Genomic DNA, 21,642 nt, shown 5'->3' with positions numbered 1-21,642 from the left:
AAAGAAGGACAAACTCACATGCGTGACATCACTTGGTTTCACTCCATCGACCTCGGTGAGGCAGTCACACCCGGTTTCAAGCATCACTGGCTTTTAAAGGCCGAAGCCGACGCGTATTTCCGTAGCGATCTGGTTACCGACAAGAGCGTGCTCGACATCGGTGCTTGGGACGGATTCATGTCATTCGAGGCAGAGCAGCGCGGCGCCGGCCGCGTGGTGGCCACCGATCATTTCTGCTGGTCCGGACCAGGATGGGGCACCAAGGCCGGATTCGACTATGCACATTCTGCACTCAATTCGCGTGTAGAAGCGGTGGAGGTCGATGTATTCGAGCTCGACCCCGCGAGACTTGGTACTTTCGACGTCGTACTGTTCCCCGGAGTCCTATATCATCTAAAAGACCCATTCGGAGGCTTGGAACGCGCCAGCGCGATGAGCCATGACTTGCTCATTGTAGAAACCGCGACAGCGATGAACCATGTCAAAGAACCCGTCATGCAATTTTATTTGGGCAATGAACTAGGCGGAGACCCAACCAACTTTTTTGCACCCAATGAACCTTGTCTTTGTAACATGCTTAAAGAAATCGGATTCACCCGCTTTCAAAGCGCCATCACAAAGCTCGATGGTGCTACGGACCGGCTAATCATCCATGCTTGGAAAGATCAAAACCAATAGCTTATAGAGAGGTTTTAAGATGTCTCAATCGGTCACGTCTCACGGTATTCAGATCCAAGAACCACCTGTAGATTTCCAAGTTTCGGAGCATTTTCAGGGTATTTATTTGTTTCATCGCTGGGAGCTTTTCCCAGGCGTATGGACTGACGGCCCTAAGGACATAAATTTTCATCTGGACAAGATGAATTTTCCTTCCGATCTTCGGGGGAAACGTGTACTTGATATTGCTCCCTGGAATGGCTTCTTTAGCTTCGAGTGCATTCGCCGCGGCGCCAAAGAGGTGGTTTCGTTTGGTCCTGAAGACCCGCTTGAGACCGGTTATGAGCAAACACGGTCGCTTCTAGGGATACAGAATTGCCGTTGGGAAAAAGGCAGCATCTATGATTTATCTCCAGAAAAATTTGGCCAATTTGATGTCATTTTGTTTCTTGGTCTAATCTATCATCTCCGACACCCGCTGTATGCATTGGATCGGGTTTATGATGTCCTCGTCGACGGGGGGACGATGTACTGTGATACGCCGTATATAGATCACGCCGTTTTCGATCAGACCATACCAGAGCACGAACGGTTGGCACATCTTCTTGCTCAGCAAGTGAGTAGCCGCATACCTATGACATATTTTACACCTGGCTCCGAAACTGGAGATCCGTACAACTGGTTCATGCCGAATTTTGCTTGCTTTCGGGCATGGATCACATCCTCTGGTTTCGACGTTTTCCACGAGGCCAACAACGGCGAAAATTGGGGTTATGTTGTTTCCCAAAAGGGCGTCCGTCCCTTTGAGGAGGGACTAGAAGGCTTTAATCGGAACGCACCTAAGGCGTGAATACTCTGCAGAACTGGCGCGCCCTCTCGAAGGGCGCGCCCAAAAAAATGTGGAACTTCTGCTGAGTGGGGCGCCGAGGTTTACTGCTTCAGCCTATTTTAGAGGGCGCAAACGAGGCCATGCATAGCAGAAAAGAACTTTTGAATTGGGGCCTCAAAACTGGCACAGAGGTACGCCAATCTTACGCTCGATGGTTGCATGACGGTTTTTTTGACAGATATTTGTCTGGACAACATATTTTAGACATTGGCTATCGCGGTTATGATGAGAGCGCCCGCGCGATAACGCCTTGGGCTAAGGGAATTGATCTCGACTATCCTGGGTACGATGGAAAAAATCTTCCGTTCCCCGACAAATCTCAAGACACAGTATTTTGCTCCCATGTGTTGGAGCATATTGAAGACTATCGGTCAGCCATTATTGAATGGTTTCGTGTTTTAAGGTTTGGCGGGCATTTGATTATAATTGTACCACATCAGTTTCTTTACGAAAGAAAACTTTCCCCCCCTTCTATATGGAATCAAGATCATAAGAGATTCTATACAGCAGGTTCACTCCTGAAAGAAATAGAGGAGGCCATAAATCCGGCATTGTATCGAATACGCTTAACGGAAGATAATGATAGAAATTTTGATTACTCAATTCCTTCAACTGAGCATGCAGGCGGTTGCTATGAGATTATTGTGGTTCTACAGAAGATCCTCCCTCCGACCTATATATTTGAATTTCAAAAAAAGGCTCGCGGCCGGGTTCATAAATTAATTGTTCGAGTTTTTAGTAAATTATTGAAAAAGGAAGAAATTCCTGTAGCCGATCAAAGTGAAATTTGGAATAATTACCAATGACAGCGAAGCAGGATATTCTAAAAAATTTGATTTTTTTGGATGCCGCAGCGTTCGTGGAAGCGGCTTACGACATTTTGTTAGGTCGGGAGGTCGATCCGAACGGCAAAAGAAATTATGTCGGACAAATTCAGCGCGGAATTAGTCGCATTTCCGTTCTGCAGGAAATTCACGATTCTCCCGAGGCTAGGCAGAAAAATTTGCCCGTCCCGCAAGAACTATTGGAAGCTATAACCGCAGGATGGCATCAGTTCATTTTGGATGAACTTCTCGAGCTTTATGACAGTGCTTTCATAAGATTGGCATTCAAAACAATTCTGAAGCGCGACGCGGACCCCTCAGGATTCAACGCTTATCTCCACATGATCAGACGCGGCGAAGCTCGTCTCTTGGTGCTCTGGCATTTGCGTAGTTCCCAAGAAGGGCTCGAGGCCGGCGTTGTCGTTCCCGGGCTGGATCGCGCTACCAGCCGTTATGAGGTCCTCCGTATTCCCCTATTGGGAAAATTGCTGCGGGTTATCGGCTATACCAAGGAACCTATCGACTTGAGGCGTTCGCTACGGCACGTAGAGAGCCACCTCGAACAATTCAGGGGTTCATCACTCGGATCTGCCACTGTCGGCTTGCTTTCTTCCTCACGCAATGCCTGCATTGACGCTTTGAGGCGCAGCGATCGCCCGAAGCTCTCAGAGAGTCCGGATGCCTCGGTGATGGTGCGAGGAAACGCCGCGCTTCCTGGCCATGCCTGGACTGAACAAGAGGAAATCAAACGCATCCTGATTTTGAAGCTCGACCACATGGGCGACTTCTTCATCAGCGTACGGCCGATGGCAATGCTTAAGGACGCTTGGCCCGACGCACAAATCACGCTGGTATGCGGACCATGGAATGTGCCGCTGGCGGAACAACTCGGCATTTTTGATCGGGTCGTCCCCTATCGCTTTTTTACAGCCAAGACCGGGGAGGAAGAATTCAACTGGGATGCAGAAGACTGGATGGTTCGGTGCGAAGGAGTGCGCAAGCTTGACCTGGGCCCTTTCGATATCGCAATCGACTTGAGGCACGATAGCGATACACGACCATGTCTGACACGGATAGACGCAAGATATCGGGTCGGCTTCGCGTCGCCGGGCGGCCCTTTGCCGGCCACTCCGCCCTTGGACCTGTCTCTTTTGGAGATTCCGCCGGACCATCGAGAGCAGCTTCATGCAGAAACACGTTTGATCGCTCTAGCGTCCCTTACGGTGGAAACTTTCAAGCCGCCTACTCAACATCCGATCCGAAAGCTCCTCAAGCAAAGAACTGATCGCTTTATTCCTTTTAATGGGAAGCGGGATTATGTCGTCATCGCGCCCGGCGCGGGTTCCCCGAACAGAACATGGAGTCCGGAAAATTTCATCTCGCTGATGGTGAGGATCCGCGAGGAGTTGGGCCTTGGCATGATACTGATCGGTTCTGCCGGGGAAGCTTCGGTCAACAGTTACATTGCAGCTCAGTTCGATGCTTCCGACTGCATTGACATGACCGGCGGATCCCTCCCGGATTTGCCGGACCTGGTGAACGACGCGACGTTCTATATCGGCAACGATACGGGGGGCGGGCATCTCGCGGCCCTATTGGGTACTCCGACATTAAGCATCTTCGGCGGCGTGAGCGACCCGCGCGTTTGGCAGCCTATCGGACCCAAGGTGTCGATCCTCCACGCCAAGACGCCGTGCTCCTATTGTCATATCAATCTGCGCAAGGACTGCCATTTTGACGTGCGCTGCATGACAGAAATTTCGGTAAACGACGCCTTCTCCGAACTCCTTAAACTCAATCGGCGCTGGGGGCCCGCCGCCCTTAAGTTAGAGGATGGCCAGGTGACGGCATGATTTATTATCGAGATCTCGTATATAACGACGATGAGCAATTCGTTTGGAACTGCTACGTAGAAATTCTTGGCCGCGAGCCAGATTCCACCGGGTTTGTCCATCATGTGAACGTCCTGCGCACCGGGCGCCCGCGAGCCATGATTGTTCGCAGCCTGATGCGATCCACAGAAGGGCGCAGGCGTGGCACGAAAATCAGAGGAGCCAGAGCCGCGTTTTTTTGGGCACGCCTATTTAGAGTTCCTGGAATCGGATCCTTGTTGGCTCGCATAGAGCGAGTCAACGACACTTGGGAACTTAGGCGGAGCATGAGACGGCTGGAACTAGAGACGACCAAACTTGTCGCAATTGCGCAGGAGCAGGCAGACATGTTCGCCCGATCGCCGAACCGCCGCTCCGCTCTCGCGTTAAGAGATGCCGAAAGCGGACTGTCCCCTCGAGGCCTGCGAATTTTCGAAGAATTGATCGGTCAGGGCTGATAAATGCGCATAGTCATCGACATACAGGCCTACCAGTCGCCTTACTCCAAGACACGCGGAGTAGGCCGCTACACCAAAGACCTAATCCGGGCCTTGCTGGAGCGTTCGCGCGGGCACGAAATTTATCTCGCCATGAATGGCGCCTATTTAGCTACGATCGAATCAATTCGAGCGGAATTTTTTGATCTGCTGCCGCAAGATCGCTTCCTCGTCTGGCAAAATCATATGAAGACGCAGTTTTCTTACAATAGGGAGTTGAGTCCCCCTAAGGAAGAGTTAGTCCGCACCGCCGAGGTTGTTCGTGAAGTCTTGCTCAACAGTGTGAAGCCCGACATCATTTTTTCACCAAATATGCAGGAAGGATTTTCCGATCCCGCAGTTACAAGCGTGCGACGAGTTCGGAGTTCGGCACTGTACGCGACGACACTGCATGATCTCACCCCGATGCACTTCGAGGATGAGCTTTTGTCAAACGAGGTTGTGCGGGAGTGGTATTTAGAGAAGATCGAACATGCAAAAACCAGTGATTTAATCATCACGGACTCACATTCTGCCGCGGACGATATCGTCACTATGCTGGACGTCGATCGTAAAATAGTCTCGGCTATTCATTTGGGCTACGATCCCCGCGTCTTCGATAGCACCGAAACATCTCGAGATATTTCTGAAGATATTCTTAAGAATCTTGGAATTCCTAATTCTTTTTTGTTTTACTTCGGCGGCAATGACAGATGCAAGAATGTTGAACGGTTATTGAGAGCTTACAGCCTTCTTCCTGTTGAAATCAGGACAGCCTACCCGCTTGTGCTGGGTGGCAGTTCTTTCAAGTTCGATGCTTATGGGAAGTCCCATCTTGAAATCCTACAAACAATTGAGGCGCTTGGAATTACCGATAACGTCATTGCCCCAGGCTTTATTGACGATCTGGAACTGCCGACAGTTCTTAAAGCATGCACATGTTTCATATTTCCCTCCACCCATGAGGGCTTCGGACTCCCAGCGCTTGAAGCCATGGCCTGCGGAGCGCCCGTTATCGGCTCAAATCGATCTAGCGTGGGCGAGGTGATCGGAAACAAGAGTGCCCTCTTTGATCCTTATGATGTTGAGGATATTGCGGGAAAGCTCGAACAAGTTTTGACCGATGAACCTTTCCGCGAGAATTTGAGAAAGACAGGCTTGGAGCGCGCAAAAGCCTTCTCTTGGAGCAAAGCGGCCGACACTTTACTCGACAGGTTTGAGATGGCGGTAGCCGCTCGAAAGGCAGTTGACGGGGTCTATGAAGGCGAGCCAATCCGCCAGGCGATGATTGAACTTGCGCCTTATACAAGGGCGCTGAACGGATCAGAGATGTCCGACCTTGCACGTTCGCTGGATGAGACGTTTCCACCAGGAGGACCGCCCACGATCTACCTAGACGTGAGCACGGTCGTTTCACAGGATGATCGTTCAGGCATTCAGCGCGTCACCAGAGCCATTGCCACGGGACTGATCGCTAATCCGCCCATCGGCTACCATGTAGAACTTGTGCATTCAACAGCAGATCGACAGAGCTTTTACGCGGCTAACCGCTACAAGAAATTCGGCTTGGGATTTCACGCGCCTACCAATGATGACTACGTCGCATTTAAGCCTGGCGATATCCTTCTTTTCTTAGACCAAGCGCCAAGAATGGCAATCAATCATGACGCCTACACCCAATATCTGAGGGCTATCGGAGTTCGTGTCTATTTCTATGTTCACGATCTCATTCCTCTAAACCATCCCGAATGGTTTGCTGATGGAAGTGTTTCTGAGTTTCGCGAACTGATGGAGGTCGTCAGCGGATCTGACGGCGCGATTTGCTGCTCCGCCGCTACTGCGGCGGATCTAAAAAAGTTCGTAGAACCTCGTATCTCGTCCGACAGGCTGCCGTTCTACATCGCCTCGGTCCATCACGGCTCGGATATTAAAAACACAGCGCCATCTAAGGGCTTACCTTCGGAAGCTGATGCTGTCCTTCAAACAATTGACGCAAAAATAAGCTTTCTGATGATTGGGACATTGGAACCGCGTAAGGGGCACCGCCAAACTCTTGAAGCCTTTGAGCGTCTGTGGGCTTCCGACATTGACGTAAATCTTGTCATCGTAGGCCGGTGGGGCTGGCTGATGGGTGATTTCGACGAAACACTGCGCAATCACCCGGAGTGGAATCGACGCTTATTCTGGTTGTCTGGTATAAGCGACGAGTATCTTGAACGCATATACGGCAGTTGCGACTGCCTCATTGCAGCGTCGCAGGCTGAAGGATTTGGCCTGCCCCTCGTGGAAGCGGCTCATCACAAGATACCCATCATTGCGCGGGACATTCCGGTGTTTCGAGAGGTCGCAGGCCACCACGCCCATTACTTCCCGGACGACTCATCTGCCGCCGACCTCTCACAAGTTATCTCGGAGTGGATCGCGCTAAGTCGAAATGGCACTCACACGTCGTCTGACATGATGCGCACCTTAAGCTGGGCTGAAAGCATCGACCAAATAGTGGATTTTCTCGTTCACGATCGGTGGCAAATTAAAGTGCCGAGGGACTTCTTTTTTCAAGAGGTGTATCACAGAGCCTAGCTCTAGGGGGCGTGAACAAATTCAGGGAAGCTTTTCGACGTTAACCAGCTTGAGATCGCCGTCGAAGGGTTCGGTATATGCGCACATGTTATCCGCGAACTCATCTGTCAGAATGAGCCCTCCGGAATCACAGGCGTTCTCGGCTGAAGGGCCCCCGGTTTCTCATCCGGGTGTGATGCGAGCCTCCGAACTGCATCCGCTGGGGTTAAACCCGGTGGATGCAGCATATTCAGCTCGCATCAGCCAGCCAAGCGCTGTGTGAGGATGGCTCTCGTTATAGTCCCGACGCCAGGTGGCCATTACCTCAACCAACCATCATGAAGGATCCGGACACTATCTCTGACTGGTGACAATCAGGGGGGGCACATCAACCTCGAAAGCATTGGATCGGTGGGCATACGAGAACGGCGTCACGGTCGACTTCTGGCGACCGAGCAAACCGACGACAACGCCTTCGTGGAGTCGTTCAACGGCCGCCTGCGTGACGAGTGCCGTAACCGGAGTGAACCGCCCCGGGATTGCCGGAGGCCATTTGGTTTAAGTTACGCAGCAATGGGTTGGTCGCCCAGCATGGCGTAATATCGTTCTTCGGCTTCGGCGGGCGGGATATTGCCGATGGGCTCGAGCAGGCGCCTGTTGTTGAACCAGTCGACCCACTCAAGCGTGGCATATTCGACCGCTTCGAAGGATCGCCATGGTCCTCGCCGGTGGATCACCTCGGCCTTGTAAAGGCCATTAATCGTCTCAGCCAAAGCGTTGTCATAGCTGTCGCCGACGCTGCCGACCGACGGTTCGATCCCAGCTTCGGCAAGGCGCTCCGAGTATCTGATCGAGACATATTGGCTTCCGCGATCGCCGTGATGGACCAGGCCACCCCGATGAACCGGACGCCGCTCGTGGATGGCCTGCTCCAGGGCATCCAGCACGAAGCTGGCATGGGCAGTCCTGCTGACACGCCAGCCCACGATATAGCGGGCGTGGACGTCGATCACGAACGCGACATAGACGAAGCCCGCCCACGTCGCGACATAGGTGAAGTCCGAGACCCAGAACATGTTGGGCGCTGGGGCATGGAACTGCCGGTTGACGTGATCGAGCGGGCACGGCGCAGCCTTGTTGCTGATCGTGGTCCGCACAGGCTTGCCCCGGGTTACCCCTTGCAAGCCCAACTCCCGCATCAGCCGCTCGACGGTGCATCGAGCCACAGCGAAGCCCTCACGGTTCATCTGCCGCCAGACCTTGCGTACGCCACAGACGCCGAAGTTCTCGGCAAAGACGCGCACAACTTCGGGCTTCAGACCCTGATCGCGCCGGGCACGAACTGACAGCCGCGCCGGGTCTCGTCGCAGCGCAACACGCTCATGGTAGGTGGATGGGGCGATCGGCAAAACCCTGCAGATCGGCTCGATCCCATAAACCTCACGATGCTCGTCAATGAAGGCGGTCATCGCTTGAACGGGCGGTCGAGCTCCGCCTGGGCAAAATACGCTGATGCTTTACGTAGTATCTCGTTGGCCTGGCGAAGCTCGCGGTTCTCGCGTTCCAGAGCCTTGAGGCGATCAGCCATCTCGGTCGGCACACCGGCACGCTTGCCGCTGTCCACCTCGGCCTTCTTCAACCACTCCAATAGCGTCTGCGGAACGCAGCCGATCTTCTCTGCGATCGACACAATAGCTGCCCAGCGCGATGGATGATCACCTTCGTGATCCAGCACCATCCGCACGCCCCGTGCACGAACCTCGGGTGCAAACTTGTTGGTTGTCTTGCTCATGGTAAACCCTTCCTCTCAGGAGTTAGGGCCTCCAGCAATCCCGGGGCCGTTCAGCCCGCCCCCCCCCCCCCGCTCACAGGATCATCAATCGTGATCATCATAGTAGCAGCACACCCCGACGGTCAGGGCGCGACGACTTAACGCTACGCTTCAAGCCCGCAAGGTGGGGTCAGGCCCCGATTACAACGCAAAAAACAGGGAAAACGTCAGAGCAGCTCGCCTCAACCGCATTCCAACCGGACGACCGCAACAACCTGCAAACCCGTTAAGCGCTTTAGCGAGCATCACTCTCCAGCATCCACTCGATCGTTTGCTCAAAAGGTGGCATCTCTAAGGGGCCGATTAGGGTCTCAAATTTCCGCTTGCTGCCGCGAAGAACCCTTACTTCATTATGCCGGACGAGCGCGGGATCGACATCTATGGACCATTCGATTCCAGTCATCGCCGTTAACATTTTCAGGATATCCCGGATTGAGATTACCCTACCGGAGCAGATGTTGAAGGTTTCACCTGCGCTTTGCGGAGCTGACAATAACCGAATATAGGCGGCCACTACGCCTCGAACGTCCGAAAAATCTCTGAAAACGTCGAGATTTCCCATTCTTAGTGCACGGTTACCGAGGCGTGCCGCCTCTACGATCTTCGGGACAAGGAACGCAGGAGACTGCCCCACTCCAGTGTAATTGAAAGGTCGCACCACGGTAACAGGAATTCGATCACTAAATATTCGTGCCAGGAACTCGGTCGACATCTTCGATATTGCATAATCATTGACCGGAGAAAAGGGACAATCTTCTTCAATAATTTCTTGAGAGCAATTTCCGTATACATTAGCGCTACTTGCAATTAAAACCCGATCTGGACAAAATCCTGTATCAACCACAGCCTGTAAAAGATTTCTCGTTCCCACAACATTAGACATGTACATCTCATCAATATTGCCATGAGCGACGTGAGATATGGCTGCAAGATGAACGATATTTTTTGGCTTTATTGTTCTAACCAGCGAACGAATCCGATCGACATCGGCGAGGTCAGCGGCAACAATGCTAAAGTTCGCAAAAGGGTCCCCATGTCGCGCTATCCCGTGCACTTCGAAGCCAGCGCTTGCCATAGCGCTACTTAAATAGCGCCCGGTAAATCCTTCAATTCCGGTTATAAGGACAGACGACATAGAACAGTCACGCACCAATTCATGGAAAAAACCACAATACCTAAAATGACATTCGGTTACGATTCCTTTCGAGATCAGCTTGCACCATCATATCACACAATTGTTCCAAATTCGTGGTCGGACGCCATCCCAACTCCGCATGGGCCTTAGCAGGATCTCCGATCAAAACATCGACTTCGGCAGGGCGATAAAAGATGGGATCGATCGCCATCACAACCCGTCCGCTGTTCTCGTCTATCGCCACTTCGGAAATGCCTTCTCCTTGGAAACCGATGGGGATACCTGCGCTCGCGAAGGCCATGACAACAAAATCTCTGACGGTTTGCGTTCTTTTTGTTGCTAGCACATACGTGTCCGGGCGGGGAGCTTGCATCATTCGCCACATCCCGTCGACATAATCCTTCGCAAAACCCCAGTCTCGTCTTGCATCTATATTACCCAGCACAAGACGATCCAGCAGCCCCAATTTAATTTTGGCCACGCTGTCGCTAATTTTTCTGGTTACGAATTCACGGCCCCGTAGCGGACTTTCATGATTAAACAATATTCCGCTACATGCGAAAATATCGTAGCTTTCTCTGTAATTTACTGAAATCCAATGCGCGTAGAGTTTTGCTACTCCGTATGGGCTGCGCGGCCAAAACGGTGTGGACTCATCCTGGGGGATAGCCTGCACCTTGCCAAACATTTCAGACGTACTTGCCTGATAAAATTTGATAGCTGGATTTACGCAACGAATGGCTTCCAGAAGATTGAGCGCGCCTATGCCGGTAATCTCGGCCGTAGTGATTGGCTGATCAAAGGACACGCCCACGAAACTCTGAGCAGCCAAATTATAAACTTCCTCCGCGTTGGACTCGCGCAGGAGGCGGATTGACGACGAGATATCCGTAAGATCATGCTCAACAAGGTGCAAATTCGGGTGATTCCGAATCTTCAGCTCCTCGATTCTCCAAAAATTGACAGAACTGGTGCGTCTGTAGGCCCCGTACACTACATAGCCCTTTTCTAACAGAAGCTGTGCCAGATAAGCTCCATCTTGTCCGGAAATTCCTGTAACGAGCGCTGATCGCATATGAGTTCCGCCATTTGAAAAATTGTGAATGCGTTGTAATAAAGCACGTAGACAATGCCCATCGAGTACACTGATGGAGCAATCTCTCACCGACGCACAACGGCTGCAAGCAATGCCTCGGCCGACATATCCCAACCTTTTAAAACCGAGATCGAGGGGGTGGGAAGCAAGGACGCCATCCTCTCAATTTCAAGGGAAAGAGAGACCGGATCATCTCTTTGGAAGTATCTTATCAAAATATCGTCGAATTCCCGGAATATCGGAATATCCCTCGCTAAAACAGGTTTATGATAAGCGAGCGCCTCGGCAACCGGCAAGCAATATCCCTCATCAAACGATGCAGCAATCAGGCCCACGCAATTTCTATAAAGGAGGTCCAATAACTCATCTGAGGCTGCCGGCAACCACAATGCCCCATCCTTCTCTAGAGATAGTTCCTCTAACGCGCGCTGCGTATCTTTCGATTTCCACCCTGGCTTGCCTACGACAATAAGAAATGGACAGTTCTGAGCCCGACTAGCACGCAAATGTCTATGCGCTTCCAATATTTTGGAGTGCGCCTTTCGAGGTTCTACAGTCCCCACCGCCATAACATAGGGACAATCACGTAAAGACTTGAGTAGAACGCGCTCCTGCTTGGTTATGCCCATTGTCGGACGGCTGGCCCGTATGTCGCCGCTCAACGGGAGAACTTCGCACTTTATGAACCCAGCGCGATCCGGATGGCGGCGTTGCATATAGTCCCTAACCTTGTTAGAGACCTGCTCAGAGATGGGCAGCAGGATATCGGCCCTTCTACCTATGAGACCAAGCCAGCGGCGAAAATTTTTGCAAGCTTTTTTGCTGAACCATTCAGGGTTAGAATAGGGCAAGAGATCGTAGACGACCGCGGCAATCACGGCACCACGCCTTTGCCATTCGACAAACTGCCTTTCGTGCAGCGGCAGAATATGCGCGCACAAATCAAGCGCAAGGAAGATGTCCCCTGCTCCTAATTCTAGTTCGACATCTTCAGGAACTGATCGATCGAAAACTTCGGCCGAAAGAAAATAATTCGTCAGGCGGTAAGGGCCATTTACCGTAGCGTATACAGTGCAGATTTGAAGGTTTGATTCAGCCACGCATTGAATATTGGCGACCAACGCTCTAACCACACGCTGTATACCAGTTTGAGCGTCATGAGCCTTGATCGCAGAGACGTCCAAAAATATGCGACGCGTTTTTGAATTCTTGGCCTGAACATCATCGGTAGGGCCAAGACGCCGAGCTAAAAAACTATCGAAATAATGTAGCATCAAAAATCGGCGACTTTTTGGGAAAAGGCATAAAATTCTAAAGCCTCCTCAACCGTGGGAAAATTCACCAGCCTCCCGTCAATCAAAACACAAGCGTAATGACAATATTCTCGAATGTAGCCATCGTCATGAGACACAAAGACCATCGCCCTGTCACTGCGCTTTTCAAATAATTCGATATTGCACTTATGGTGAAATCGAGAGTCTCCAACTGCAATTATCTCATCCACCAAGAAACAGTCAAACTCCACTACCATTGAAATAGCGAAAGCCAACCGCGCGCGCATGCCTGCGGAATATGTGGAAACTGGCTCACGAAGATATCTGCCCAGTTCGGAAAATTCCTGAACATATTCGATTTTGTCATCAACCGTAACATTATACACGCGGCAAATGAAGCGCAGGTTATCCAGCCCGGTCAGAGCATTTTGAAAAGCTCCGCCGAAAGCCAGGGGCCATGACACGCTCATGGATCGATCGACATAGCCAGATGTAGGCAACTCCGCCCCGCTGATTAGCCGAATCAATGTGGACTTTCCTGCTCCATTGCGCCCAAGTATGCCTAAACGCTTCCCTGCGAGGATGTCCGTGGTCAGATCACGCAGAATGACCACAGGACCGGATCTTGTCGGATAAGACTTCCGAACATTGCGCAGACATATCATGCCGGCACGACCTTGCGACTGATTCTGCGTACCTGCGCCAAGCCAAAGAGCGTCATGCCCAGATTGAAAAGCGCCATATACTGCAAATCATGATGCGCCTTGAACTGACTTCCGAAATAGCCATCCCTTACATATTCAACGCCATTTACCATCGGCAGATACAGCGCCAAATCGCGCGCGGCCGGTGGCAGCGCATCAACTAGAAAGGCTGCCCCAGACAATGGAAACAACAAATAAGACGCCGGGTGCCACAGCTTCTCAACGATCTCAAATTCCTCGGATAATCCGCCTATCAGCAGGGCAAGCGCTGCGCCGAACCATGCCAGCATCGCCCAACCTAAAGCGACTTTCAAGATATCTTCCGGTAGCGCCATCCAACCGACTGCAGAAAAAAGAGCACCTAGCACACAAAAGGAAATCGTGGCGCCAATCACCTCAAGCAGAAGGCGCGAGTACATAATGTCTATTACCCGAACATTACGATGATACATCAACGCCAGATTGGGGCCCACAGCGGAAACACAGCGGCTCGGCATGTTGCGCCAGAGCAAAACGCTGGAATACCCTGTGAGCGCAAACGCAACAATCGGCAAGTTTGAGCCGTGAATCGCGTGAGAGGCGGTCCAAAGCGCAGTTACTCCTAGTGTAAACAGCATCGGCTCGACGAAAAGCCAAAGAAATCCTATATTGTGACGTCCGAAGCGGGTTAAAATTTCTCGCATCAGAAGAGCGAAAATTATCCGTCTCTGAGTGCCAAGGGAGCCCAGAATAGACTTTTTGGGTCGATCCTGAATCAATCCTGGTGCTCCTTAATGCCAGCCAGCAACATCCCCAAAACACCCCACGCCACAATACCAAGAATGAATGTCGCCATTACACCACGCCAGCGGCGGGGCTCCATTGCGTCGTCAGGAAGATTCGGCGCAACTATTCGTTCAACATAAGCTTGTTTGCGCCGTGCTTCGTTATTCGCCTCCTGAAGCGACGCCATAGCGCCGGCCAAAGTACGATCCGCGAATTGGCTCTCTAGATATAGACGTTGATATTGGGCAGCAGTGGAAGAAAGCGACTTTTGCCCGCCTGCGACTTTCCCCAGCTGCTCTTCAATTTCTGCAGCAATCCCGTCGGCTCGCAAGGCTAAAACCTCAATCTGCGGGTTTTGGGGAGTAAAAGATCGCAACTGCCGCAGTTGCGCGCGGGTGGAAATAAGTTCGTCCTGGAGCTTTGAAATCATCTGGAGTTGCACGGCAGCCTGGCGCTCAGGGTCAACCACTCCTTCTCGGTTTCTATACGCCGACAAGGCCAATGCCGCATCGCGAGCCTTCTGCTTGGCGTCCGCAACTTCGGCCTCCGCGTAGCGGATCAAATCCTGCCGACCACGAAGATTAAGCTTGTTGACCGTCGACTCAGCCATTTCTAGCAATCGCTCATTGAAGCGGTGGGCAGCTGCAGGTGAATAAGCGCGCACCGTCAACGTCGTAATAGATGAGGAGGTATCATGGTTAACCTTCACCTTTCCGAGATAATAATCGTAAAGGTCTTCAAAGGTGTGGCCCGAAACAATGCCATCAAACCTGTCAAATGCCGATATTTCGTGATCTGAATATGATTTCACAAATCCGTTATCGCGATTAAGATCTCTCAGCGCATCCCGCGACTCGATGTACTCCTGCGCAGCATAAATTTCGTCACCCGCATTTGAAAATCCAGCGCTTTTCAGAAGAATTCCTAGGCCAGATGTTGATGGCTTATCCGGGCTTCGAACAACAAATTTTGATTCAGAAATATATACGTCAGACGATAAAACTGTAAAATAAATCAAAGAAGTGATTGTGGGCATTATAACCACGATAAAGAATATTGGGCCAAATCCTAAAATTTTCCGAACCAACTTCAACAGGCCAAATGGCCCGGCACTCTCAATTTGAGAATTGGCACCTGCCTCACCTGCGGGCACTTCATTAGCTCCCATTGCTCCAAACGATGCTGCGCCCTCAGCCGAAGGCGTATCCGTATTCAAACTGATCGGCGGAGGATTGGGGGCCTCACCCTCCCTCGAAATGACGTGGTGAGCGACATCCGCATCAGGGACACCGGGTTTCTGCACATCAACCATTGCGGACGGCACCTCTTCCTGCATGCCAAACTCGCTTGCGATCTCTCCCTGTGCATCGCCTTCTTGGCTCGCACTCTTGCCTCCTTGAGGTGACATCAGCTTGTGACTCTCGCCAAGAAACACATTTCTGTCACCCTTTTACACTACATTTGTCGATATTAGGCCGCCAAGCAGCGCTTGAGCGCCATGCGCAAATCGGTATCCCATTGCAACCTCAAAGCCTGATCCTGAAGCTATGGCTGATGTCCTTTTCGACACTGACGGAAATGTGATGCAAAGCAATGCCCATCCCGCGAGGCCTGCAGCACACATTGACCTATCATTGGGGCCGTGGCATTGGCTACTATCCATCCTACAAATGGGTCGATCTTAAACTTGTCCTACCGGATGTTTCCTGAATGGGCGCTGCAAGAGCGCCTCTGGGTCGGGTTTCCTGGAAATCCTCAAGAGTGGCCGGACCGGCTACGCGAAGCGCAGCAACAAGCCGCTGCGTTCGCGTACACTGTAGAGCAGCATGGCGAGCCAGTGCTACTGCTTACCCGAGTGGAGGGGGACCTCGACGAGGCTAGAGGTCTGCGAGCCGGGACGGTAGATGTCGAATGCTTGCCCTTCGGCGACATCTGGCTGCGCGACACCGGCCCAATCGGCCTCCTCGGCCCGAATGGCTCCCGCGCCCTCGTCGATTTCGATTTCAACGGCTGGGGCGGCAAGTTCCAGATGCCGGGCGATGAGGACATTGGGGCGCGCCTTGCCGCTACGACCGGCCTGCCCTGCCGTCACGTCCCCATCATCCTGGAAGGCGGCGCGCTCGATACGGATGGCACCGGCCTTTTCGTGACGACCGAGCAATGTCTGCTCAACCCCAATCGCAATCCCACGCTGGATCGCAAGCAGATCGAGACGATCCTGGCCGGCACCCTTGGCCTGTCGTCCATGCTCTGGCTGGGTGATGGCTTGCTGAACGATCACACGGATGGACATGTCGACAATCTCGCCCGCTTCGTGGCGCCGGGGGTTCTCGTGGTGCCGCAGGCCAGCACCGAGGATGATCCCAACACCGCCATCTATGCCGATGCCGCAGCGCGCGCCCGCGCCTATGGGCTGGAGGTCGCCACGATGCCGTCGGTCGGCCGATACGAGATTGACGGGCACATCGTGCCAGCGAGCTACATGAACTTCTGCATCACCAACGGCGCCGTCATCGTGCCGCAATATGGCGCGCCCAATGATCAGGCCGCGCTGGATGCGCTCGCACCATTCTTTCCGGGCCGGGCTATTGTCGGCCTGCCGTCCGATGCCATATTGCGCGGCGGCGGCAGTTTCCATTGCATGAGCATGCATCTGCCGGCCGCCGTCTGACCCCCTTCGCCGCAGGATCTATCATGTCTCATCTCACCGTCGCCGCGCTTCAGCTCGCCTTTTCGGACGATGAGGCCGCCAATATCGCGCTGGTGGAGGAACATGTCGCCAAGGCCGCGGCCCGCGGAGCCAAGATCATCCTGCCGCCCGAACTGTTCGAGGGACTGTATTTCTGCACGGTCGAGGACGAAGCCCTGTTTGCCCGCGCTCGCCCGCTCACCGAGCATCCTGCCGTGCTGGCGATGCAGAAGCTGGCCAAGGCGCAGGGCGTCTACATCCCCACCAGCTTCTTCGAGCGGGATGGGCAGCACCATTATAACAGCCTCGCGATGATCGACGATCAGGGCGAGATCATGGGCGTCTACCGCAAGAGCCATATCCCGGACGGGCCGGGCTATGAGGAGAAATATTATTTCCGTCCCGGCAACACCGGCTTCAAGGTGTGGGAGACGAAATATGGCACGATCGGCGTCGGCATCTGCTGGGACCAATGGTATCCGGAAACAGCCCGCGCCATGGCGCTGATGGGCGCTGAACTCCTGCTCTACCCGACGGCGATCGGCTCGGAGCCTTATGATGGCGATCTGAATACAAGCCGCATGTGGCGGCGGGCGATGCAGGGCCATGCCGTCTCCAACTGCATGCCGGTCGTCGCCGCCAATCGCATCGGCAGCGAGCAGATGGCCGGCGCCACCGGCGAACAAAGCTTCTACGGCCACAGCTTCATCGCGGACGAATGGGGCGATCTGGTGGCCGAGGCGGAAGACTGGCAGACCGGCGCGCTTATCGCCACGCTCGATCTCGACCGTGCCCGCAAGCACCGCGCCGGCATGGGCTTTTTTCGCGATCGCAGGCCGGAGCTTTATGGACGGCTGGCGCAGGATGTGTAACCATCGCTGAATAAGGAGATGTGTATGACCGTGGCTCGCCTCTACATCATTCCCGCCGCAGACGGCAAAAGCGCCGAGATGGAAGCGGCCCTCATCGCCCTCTCCGGAACGGTGAAGGCTGCCGATGGCTGTGAAGGCGTCGAGCTGATGCGGGACCTGGGCAACGAGCACCGCTTCATCTTCATCGAGAAATGGGCCAGCGAAGAGCATCATGCCAAGTCGCTCGCCTCTCTACCGGAGGGCGCCCTGGATGGCGTGCAGGCTGCCGCCGGTGGTCCGCCGGATGGCGCTTATTACGATTATCTGCTGCGATAAGCCCGGCGAGCGTGGGGGTGGCTTTCAGTCCCTGCGTTCACCAGCCTCTTGAGCCGGGCCTTCAGCTTGGCGAGATAGGACTGGTCAGTGAGGTCTGCCCCCTGGAACCTGTTTGGCTTGCGCGTTCCCTCACGACCATTGTTGCGTCGAGAAGGAGCAGCCGCGCGCAAGGTTGCCGCCCGATCTTCATCCCACGAGCGCAACGCCCGAGGAATAAATAAGCGCCCATCGCGTTGCCTAAAGGCCATCCCGCAACGCCAGCGCCCGCTCGAAAACCGCCTCGAACATCTCCGCCGTCAGCCGCCCGGTGTTCGTATTGTAGCGCGAGCAGTGGTAGCTATCGATCAGCATGCGCCCATCGGGCATCCGGTGCTCGGCGAGATGCGCGAAGCGGGCCTTGGGCAGCCGTCCACCCAGCACTTTCACCGCGGATTGATGCGCGATCTGCCCGAGCGCGATGAAGATGCGCGCCTTGGGCAGCAACGTGACCTCCGCATCCAGAAACGGACGGCACGTGCGGATTTCCTCGGGGGTCGGCTTGTTCTGTGGCGGCAGGCATTTCACGCTCGCGAGGATCGCGCAATCCACCAGCTCAAGACTATCATCCACACGCGCGTCATATGTGCCACGCGAAAGACCGAATTTGTCGAGCGTGGCGAACAGGAGGTCGCCCGCATAATCGCCGGTGAACGGCCTCCCCGTGCGGTTGGAGCCATGTTTGCCGGGCGCCAGACCCACCAGAACAATGCGTGCATCCGGATCGCCAAAGGCGGGGATTGGACTGTTCCACCAGTCCGGATACTCGATCCGACAGGCCTGGCGAAAGGCGACCAGACGCGGACATAGGGGACAATCGCGCGCCGGTTCGGCGCCGGGCACGGGGCTTATAACAGGTCTGGTCATGGACATGCCCTGCGGATAGGCCCTGGCGGATGAACAAGGCAAGCATCCACCCTCTGGCGCACGACCATCGGTCGCCGGGAACCGGCGAGCTGATCTACGCTATTGGTATCGGCGCCAATCGCCCGATGGCGGGGATGCGCCCGCGCGACATCGTGCGCGCCGCCTTTGATGCCCTCGACCTCGCGCCCCTCAGCCTTGTTCGAGCCTCCCCCATCATCGACTCGCGCCCCCTGGGCCCGTCCGCGCGCACTTATGCCAATGCGGCAGCCATTGTGAGCACGACGCTGCCACCGCTGGCGGTGCTCGACCAGCTTCAGGCCATCGAGCGCACCTTCCATCGCCGCCGCTACCGCCGCTGGGGCGCGCGCACGCTGGACCTCGACCTGCTGCTCTGGTCTGGCGGCGCCGTGCACAGCAGACGGCTGACCGTGCCGCATCCGGCCATCGCAGACCGTGCCTTCGTCCTGGAACCGCTGCGCGCGATCGCTCCGAATGCACAAGATCCTGTGTCCGGCCTCACCATCCACCATCTGGCCTTCCGCCTGCGCAAACCCAGCCCAGCCAGATGATCGCGACGGTAAAAGCCGCCAAGCCGGTTGACCGCCAGAGCCCGCACCTTTAGGGGATCGCGACACCCGCTTGGGGGCCCTTAGCTCAGTCGGTAGAGCAACTGACTTTTAATCAGTAGGTCGCTGGTTCGAACCCAGCAGGGCTCACCATATTCCGCCGGTATTCCGTTTTGTCACAACCCTAGGCTTGGGCGATCCCCCCGCGAGATCGGCCACGACGGTTCGTGGGTTCAGAACTGAACAGCGCGTCAGCGCCAACGGAGAGCACTCACACAGCCGCCCCCACCCACCCTCACCACAAAAAAACGGCGACCTCTGAAAGGTCGCCGTTAAGGGGGTCCGCTGACCGGCGGGAGCCAGTCAGGGAGAGAATGATTGGGGCGGCGTCCGGTTCCGCCTGCCGATAAAAAATCTCGCTCTGCCGTGACGAGCGAGAGATCAGCCGACCTCAAAAGAGACCGGCCAAAGCTCAGATCATCGCCATGCCGCCATTCACGTGCAAGGTCTGACCGGTGACATAGCCCGCCTCGCGGCTGGCGAGGTAGACCACCGCCGCGCCGATATCCTCGCCGGTGCCGAGCGCGCCGGCTGGAATGCGCGAGAGGATGGCGTCCTTCTGGGCGTCGTTGAGCGCGTCGGTCATCGCCGAGCGAATAAAGCCGGGCGCGACGCAGTTCACGGTGATGCCGCGGCTGGCCAGTTCCTGCGCCAGGCTCTTGCTCATGCCGATCAGGCCGGCCTTGGAGGCGGCGTAATTGGCCTGGCCCGGATTGCCGGTCACGCCCACCACGCTGGTGATCGAGATGATCCGCCCCGTCCGCGCCTTCATCATGGGCTTGGAGGCAGCGCGGATGAGGCGGAACGCCGCTTCCAGATTGATCTTCTGGACGGTGTCCCACTCCTCGTCTTTCATGCGCAGGATGAGGTTGTCGCGCGTGACGCCGGCATTGTTGATGAGGATATCCAGCTTGCCGCCCAGCGCCTCAAGCGCGGCGGGCACCAGGGCGTCCACCGATGCCGCATCGCTCAGATCGCACGGCACGCAGACGTGATCGCCGCCCAGCTCGGCGGCAAAGGCCTCCAGCTTGGCGACATTGCTGCCGGAGAGCGCCAGCCGCGCGCCCTGCGCGGCCAGTGCCCGGGCCACGGCAGAGCCGATGCCACCGCTCGCGCCGGTGACCAGCGCCGTCATTCCATTGAGATCGAACATGATGCAGTCCCTCCTGTCTCTCACACGCGGCCGAGCAGCGCCTCGATGTCGTCCATCGAGATGACGCTGGTCACGGTCGCATCCGGCGCGATGCGCTTGACCATCGGGCCGAGCACCTTGCCGCCCAGCTCGACGAAATCGGTAATGCCGGCCTCCCACATCGCCGCGATGCTTTCGCGCCAGCGCACCCGGCCGGTCACCTGCTGCACCAGCAGGTCACGGATGGTCGCAGCATCGCTCACCGGCGCGGCCGTGACATTGGCATAGACGGGAATGAAGGCGCCGGGCGACTGCGTGTCCGCCAGGGCAGCCGCCATCGCATCGGCAGCGGGCTGCATCAGCGGGCAGTGGAACGGCGCGGAGACCGGCAGCAGCACGCCACGCTTGATGCCATGGTCCTTCACCAGCCCGATCGCGCGCTCGATGGCGCCGACATGGCCGGAAATGACGACCTGGCTCGGATCATTGTCATTGGCGACGGCGCAGACTTCGCCCTCGGCCGCAGCAGCCGCGAGCGCCTCGGCCTTCTCGATGTCGGCGCCGAGCAGCGCGGCCATCGCACCCTCGCCCACCGGCACCGCGGCCTGCATCGCCCGGCCGCGCGTCTTGAGCAGACGGGCCGTGGTGGCGAGATCGAACGCGCCCGCTGCGCACAGGGCGCTATATTCGCCAAGGCTGTGACCGGCCAGCGCATCCGCCTTATCGCGGAGTACGACCCCGCCTTCCTTCTCTAGCACGCGCAAGGTGGCAAGCGCGTTGGCCATGATCGCCGGCTGGGCATTCTCGGTCAGGGTCAGGTCCGCTTCCGGCCCTTCGGTCATGATGCGAAAGAGATGCTGGCCCAGCGCCTCGTCGACTTCCTGGAAAATCTCTCGCGCCACGGGCGATGCTGCGGCCAGCGCCGACCCCATGCCCACGGCCTGACTGCCCTGCCCCGGAAAGATGAATGCACGCACGGCCCTGATCCCTGCTTGGTCTGTGAAGGCCTGCGCCCTAGTCCGGG

At 55.3% G+C, this 21,642-nt stretch carries 21 protein-coding genes, 1 tRNA gene, 1 pseudogene and 1 other annotated feature; of the genes and pseudogenes, 12 read left to right on the top strand and 11 right to left on the bottom strand.

Annotated features, from left to right (window positions below; genetic code table 11):
- Positions 1-18: 18 nt before the first annotated feature.
- The 6 genes from M2333_RS03450 to M2333_RS03430 all read left to right on the top strand — a co-directional run bounded on the left by M2333_RS03450 (position 19) and on the right by M2333_RS03430 (position 7,297).
- Positions 19-678 carry a class I SAM-dependent methyltransferase gene (locus M2333_RS03450; RefSeq protein WP_264610872.1) on the top strand — a complete coding sequence of 220 codons (660 nt, stop codon included), beginning with the start codon at positions 19-21 and terminating at the stop codon, positions 676-678.
- Positions 679-697: 19 nt separating this feature from the next.
- Positions 698-1,507 carry a DUF1698 domain-containing protein gene (locus M2333_RS03445; RefSeq protein ID WP_264610871.1) on the top strand — a complete coding sequence of 270 codons (810 nt, stop codon included), beginning with the start codon at positions 698-700 and terminating at the stop codon, positions 1,505-1,507.
- Between the two features lie 119 nt (positions 1,508-1,626).
- Complete coding sequence (locus M2333_RS03440) at positions 1,627-2,352, top strand: class I SAM-dependent methyltransferase (RefSeq protein ID WP_264610870.1); 726 nt, start codon at positions 1,627-1,629, stop codon at positions 2,350-2,352.
- A complete protein-coding gene (locus M2333_RS03435; protein ID WP_264610869.1) occupies positions 2,349-4,223 on the top strand; it encodes a glycosyltransferase family 9 protein in 1,875 nt (624 codons plus the stop codon). Before M2333_RS03440 ends, M2333_RS03435 begins: the two co-directional genes overlap by 4 nt.
- Positions 4,220-4,699 carry a DUF4214 domain-containing protein gene (locus M2333_RS16975; RefSeq protein ID WP_413716470.1) on the top strand — a complete coding sequence of 160 codons (480 nt, stop codon included), beginning with the start codon at positions 4,220-4,222 and terminating at the stop codon, positions 4,697-4,699. The genes M2333_RS03435 and M2333_RS16975 overlap by 4 nt, the downstream gene beginning before the upstream one ends.
- Before the next feature lie 3 nt (positions 4,700-4,702).
- Positions 4,703-7,297 (top strand): glycosyltransferase family 4 protein, encoded by a 2,595-nt coding sequence (locus M2333_RS03430; RefSeq protein ID WP_264610868.1) that lies wholly within the window; start codon positions 4,703-4,705, stop codon positions 7,295-7,297.
- A 162-nt stretch (positions 7,298-7,459) separates the two neighbouring features.
- On the opposite strand, the gene M2333_RS16970 is transcribed toward M2333_RS03430, so the two are convergent.
- On the bottom strand, positions 7,460-7,597 hold the full coding sequence (locus M2333_RS16970) for a hypothetical protein (protein WP_413716469.1): 138 nt from the start codon (positions 7,595-7,597) through the stop codon (positions 7,460-7,462).
- 73 nt (positions 7,598-7,670) lie between these two features.
- Between M2333_RS16970 and M2333_RS03425 the strand changes: the two are divergent.
- Positions 7,671-7,795, top strand: a pseudogene (locus tag M2333_RS03425) (integrase core domain-containing protein); the annotation flags it as partial.
- 44 nt (positions 7,796-7,839) lie between these two features.
- On the opposite strand, the gene M2333_RS03420 reads toward M2333_RS03425, so the two are convergent.
- From M2333_RS03420 to M2333_RS03390, 7 genes are all read right to left on the bottom strand, one after another.
- Positions 7,840-9,068 (bottom strand): IS3 family transposase gene (locus M2333_RS03420; RefSeq protein WP_264610867.1). Its coding sequence is split into 2 segments (ribosomal slippage): positions 7,840-8,780 and positions 8,780-9,068, totalling 1,230 coding nucleotides; the frame shifts between segments, so codons are not numbered across the junction.
- Positions 8,671-8,787: a sequence feature (AL1L pseudoknot), on the bottom strand. Its footprint overlaps the gene before it by 117 nt.
- Positions 9,069-9,342: 274 nt before the next feature.
- The gene (locus M2333_RS03415) at positions 9,343-10,242 is read right to left on the bottom strand and encodes a GDP-mannose 4,6-dehydratase (protein ID WP_264610866.1); all 900 of its coding nucleotides are present in this window, start codon (positions 10,240-10,242) and stop codon (positions 9,343-9,345) included.
- 40 nt (positions 10,243-10,282) lie between these two features.
- Positions 10,283-11,317 carry a GDP-mannose 4,6-dehydratase gene (gmd, locus tag M2333_RS03410; protein ID WP_264610865.1) on the bottom strand — a complete coding sequence of 345 codons (1,035 nt, stop codon included), beginning with the start codon at positions 11,315-11,317 and terminating at the stop codon, positions 10,283-10,285.
- 86 nt (positions 11,318-11,403) lie between these two features.
- A complete protein-coding gene (locus tag M2333_RS03405; RefSeq protein ID WP_264610864.1) occupies positions 11,404-12,612 on the bottom strand; it encodes a glycosyltransferase in 1,209 nt (402 codons plus the stop codon).
- Positions 12,612-13,277: an ABC transporter ATP-binding protein gene (locus tag M2333_RS03400; protein ID WP_264610863.1), complete on the bottom strand. Its 666-nt coding sequence runs from the start codon at positions 13,275-13,277 to the stop codon at positions 12,612-12,614. Before M2333_RS03400 ends, M2333_RS03405 begins: the two co-directional genes overlap by 1 nt.
- A complete protein-coding gene (locus tag M2333_RS03395) occupies positions 13,274-14,071 on the bottom strand; it encodes an ABC transporter permease (RefSeq protein WP_264612556.1) in 798 nt (265 codons plus the stop codon). Before M2333_RS03395 ends, M2333_RS03400 begins: the two co-directional genes overlap by 4 nt.
- Complete coding sequence (locus M2333_RS03390; protein ID WP_319801293.1) at positions 14,071-15,516, bottom strand: hypothetical protein; 1,446 nt, start codon at positions 15,514-15,516, stop codon at positions 14,071-14,073. The genes M2333_RS03395 and M2333_RS03390 overlap by 1 nt, the downstream gene beginning before the upstream one ends.
- Before the next feature lie 252 nt (positions 15,517-15,768).
- On the opposite strand from M2333_RS03390, the gene M2333_RS03385 reads away from it, so the two are divergent.
- Genes M2333_RS03385 through M2333_RS03375 form a run of 3 tightly spaced genes read left to right on the top strand, consistent with a single transcriptional unit; the run spans position 15,769 to position 17,957 of the window.
- A complete protein-coding gene (locus M2333_RS03385) occupies positions 15,769-16,752 on the top strand; it encodes an agmatine deiminase family protein (protein WP_264610862.1) in 984 nt (327 codons plus the stop codon).
- Between the two features lie 23 nt (positions 16,753-16,775).
- Positions 16,776-17,642: an N-carbamoylputrescine amidase gene (gene aguB, locus M2333_RS03380; RefSeq protein ID WP_264610861.1), complete on the top strand. Its 867-nt coding sequence runs from the start codon at positions 16,776-16,778 to the stop codon at positions 17,640-17,642.
- Positions 17,643-17,666: 24 nt separating this feature from the next.
- Complete coding sequence (locus M2333_RS03375) at positions 17,667-17,957, top strand: putative quinol monooxygenase (RefSeq protein ID WP_264573133.1); 291 nt, start codon at positions 17,667-17,669, stop codon at positions 17,955-17,957.
- 237 nt (positions 17,958-18,194) lie between these two features.
- Here M2333_RS03375 and M2333_RS03370 read toward each other — a convergent pair whose 3' ends face one another.
- Positions 18,195-18,866, bottom strand: coding sequence for a uracil-DNA glycosylase (locus M2333_RS03370; RefSeq protein WP_264610860.1), 672 nt, complete (start codon positions 18,864-18,866; stop codon positions 18,195-18,197).
- A gap of 23 nt (positions 18,867-18,889) precedes the next feature.
- Between M2333_RS03370 and folK the strand changes: the two genes are divergently transcribed.
- Both folK and M2333_RS03360 read left to right on the top strand, forming a co-directional pair.
- Positions 18,890-19,429, top strand: coding sequence for a 2-amino-4-hydroxy-6-hydroxymethyldihydropteridine diphosphokinase (gene folK / locus M2333_RS03365; protein ID WP_264610859.1), 540 nt, complete (start codon positions 18,890-18,892; stop codon positions 19,427-19,429).
- A gap of 74 nt (positions 19,430-19,503) precedes the next feature.
- A tRNA-Lys gene (locus tag M2333_RS03360) sits at positions 19,504-19,579 on the top strand.
- 319 nt (positions 19,580-19,898) lie between these two features.
- Here M2333_RS03360 and fabG read toward each other — a convergent pair.
- A complete protein-coding gene (fabG, locus tag M2333_RS03355) occupies positions 19,899-20,639 on the bottom strand; it encodes a 3-oxoacyl-[acyl-carrier-protein] reductase (RefSeq protein WP_264610858.1) in 741 nt (246 codons plus the stop codon).
- A gap of 20 nt (positions 20,640-20,659) precedes the next feature.
- Positions 20,660-21,595: an ACP S-malonyltransferase gene (fabD, locus tag M2333_RS03350; RefSeq protein WP_264610857.1), complete on the bottom strand. Its 936-nt coding sequence runs from the start codon at positions 21,593-21,595 to the stop codon at positions 20,660-20,662.
- Positions 21,596-21,642 lie beyond the last annotated feature (47 nt).

The sequence above is a fragment of the Sphingobium sp. B11D3B genome (assembly GCF_025961735.1).
In the GTDB taxonomy this organism is placed as follows: Bacteria; Pseudomonadota; Alphaproteobacteria; order Sphingomonadales; family Sphingomonadaceae; genus Sphingobium.
This window is presented reverse-complemented; position numbering and strand designations above follow the sequence as displayed.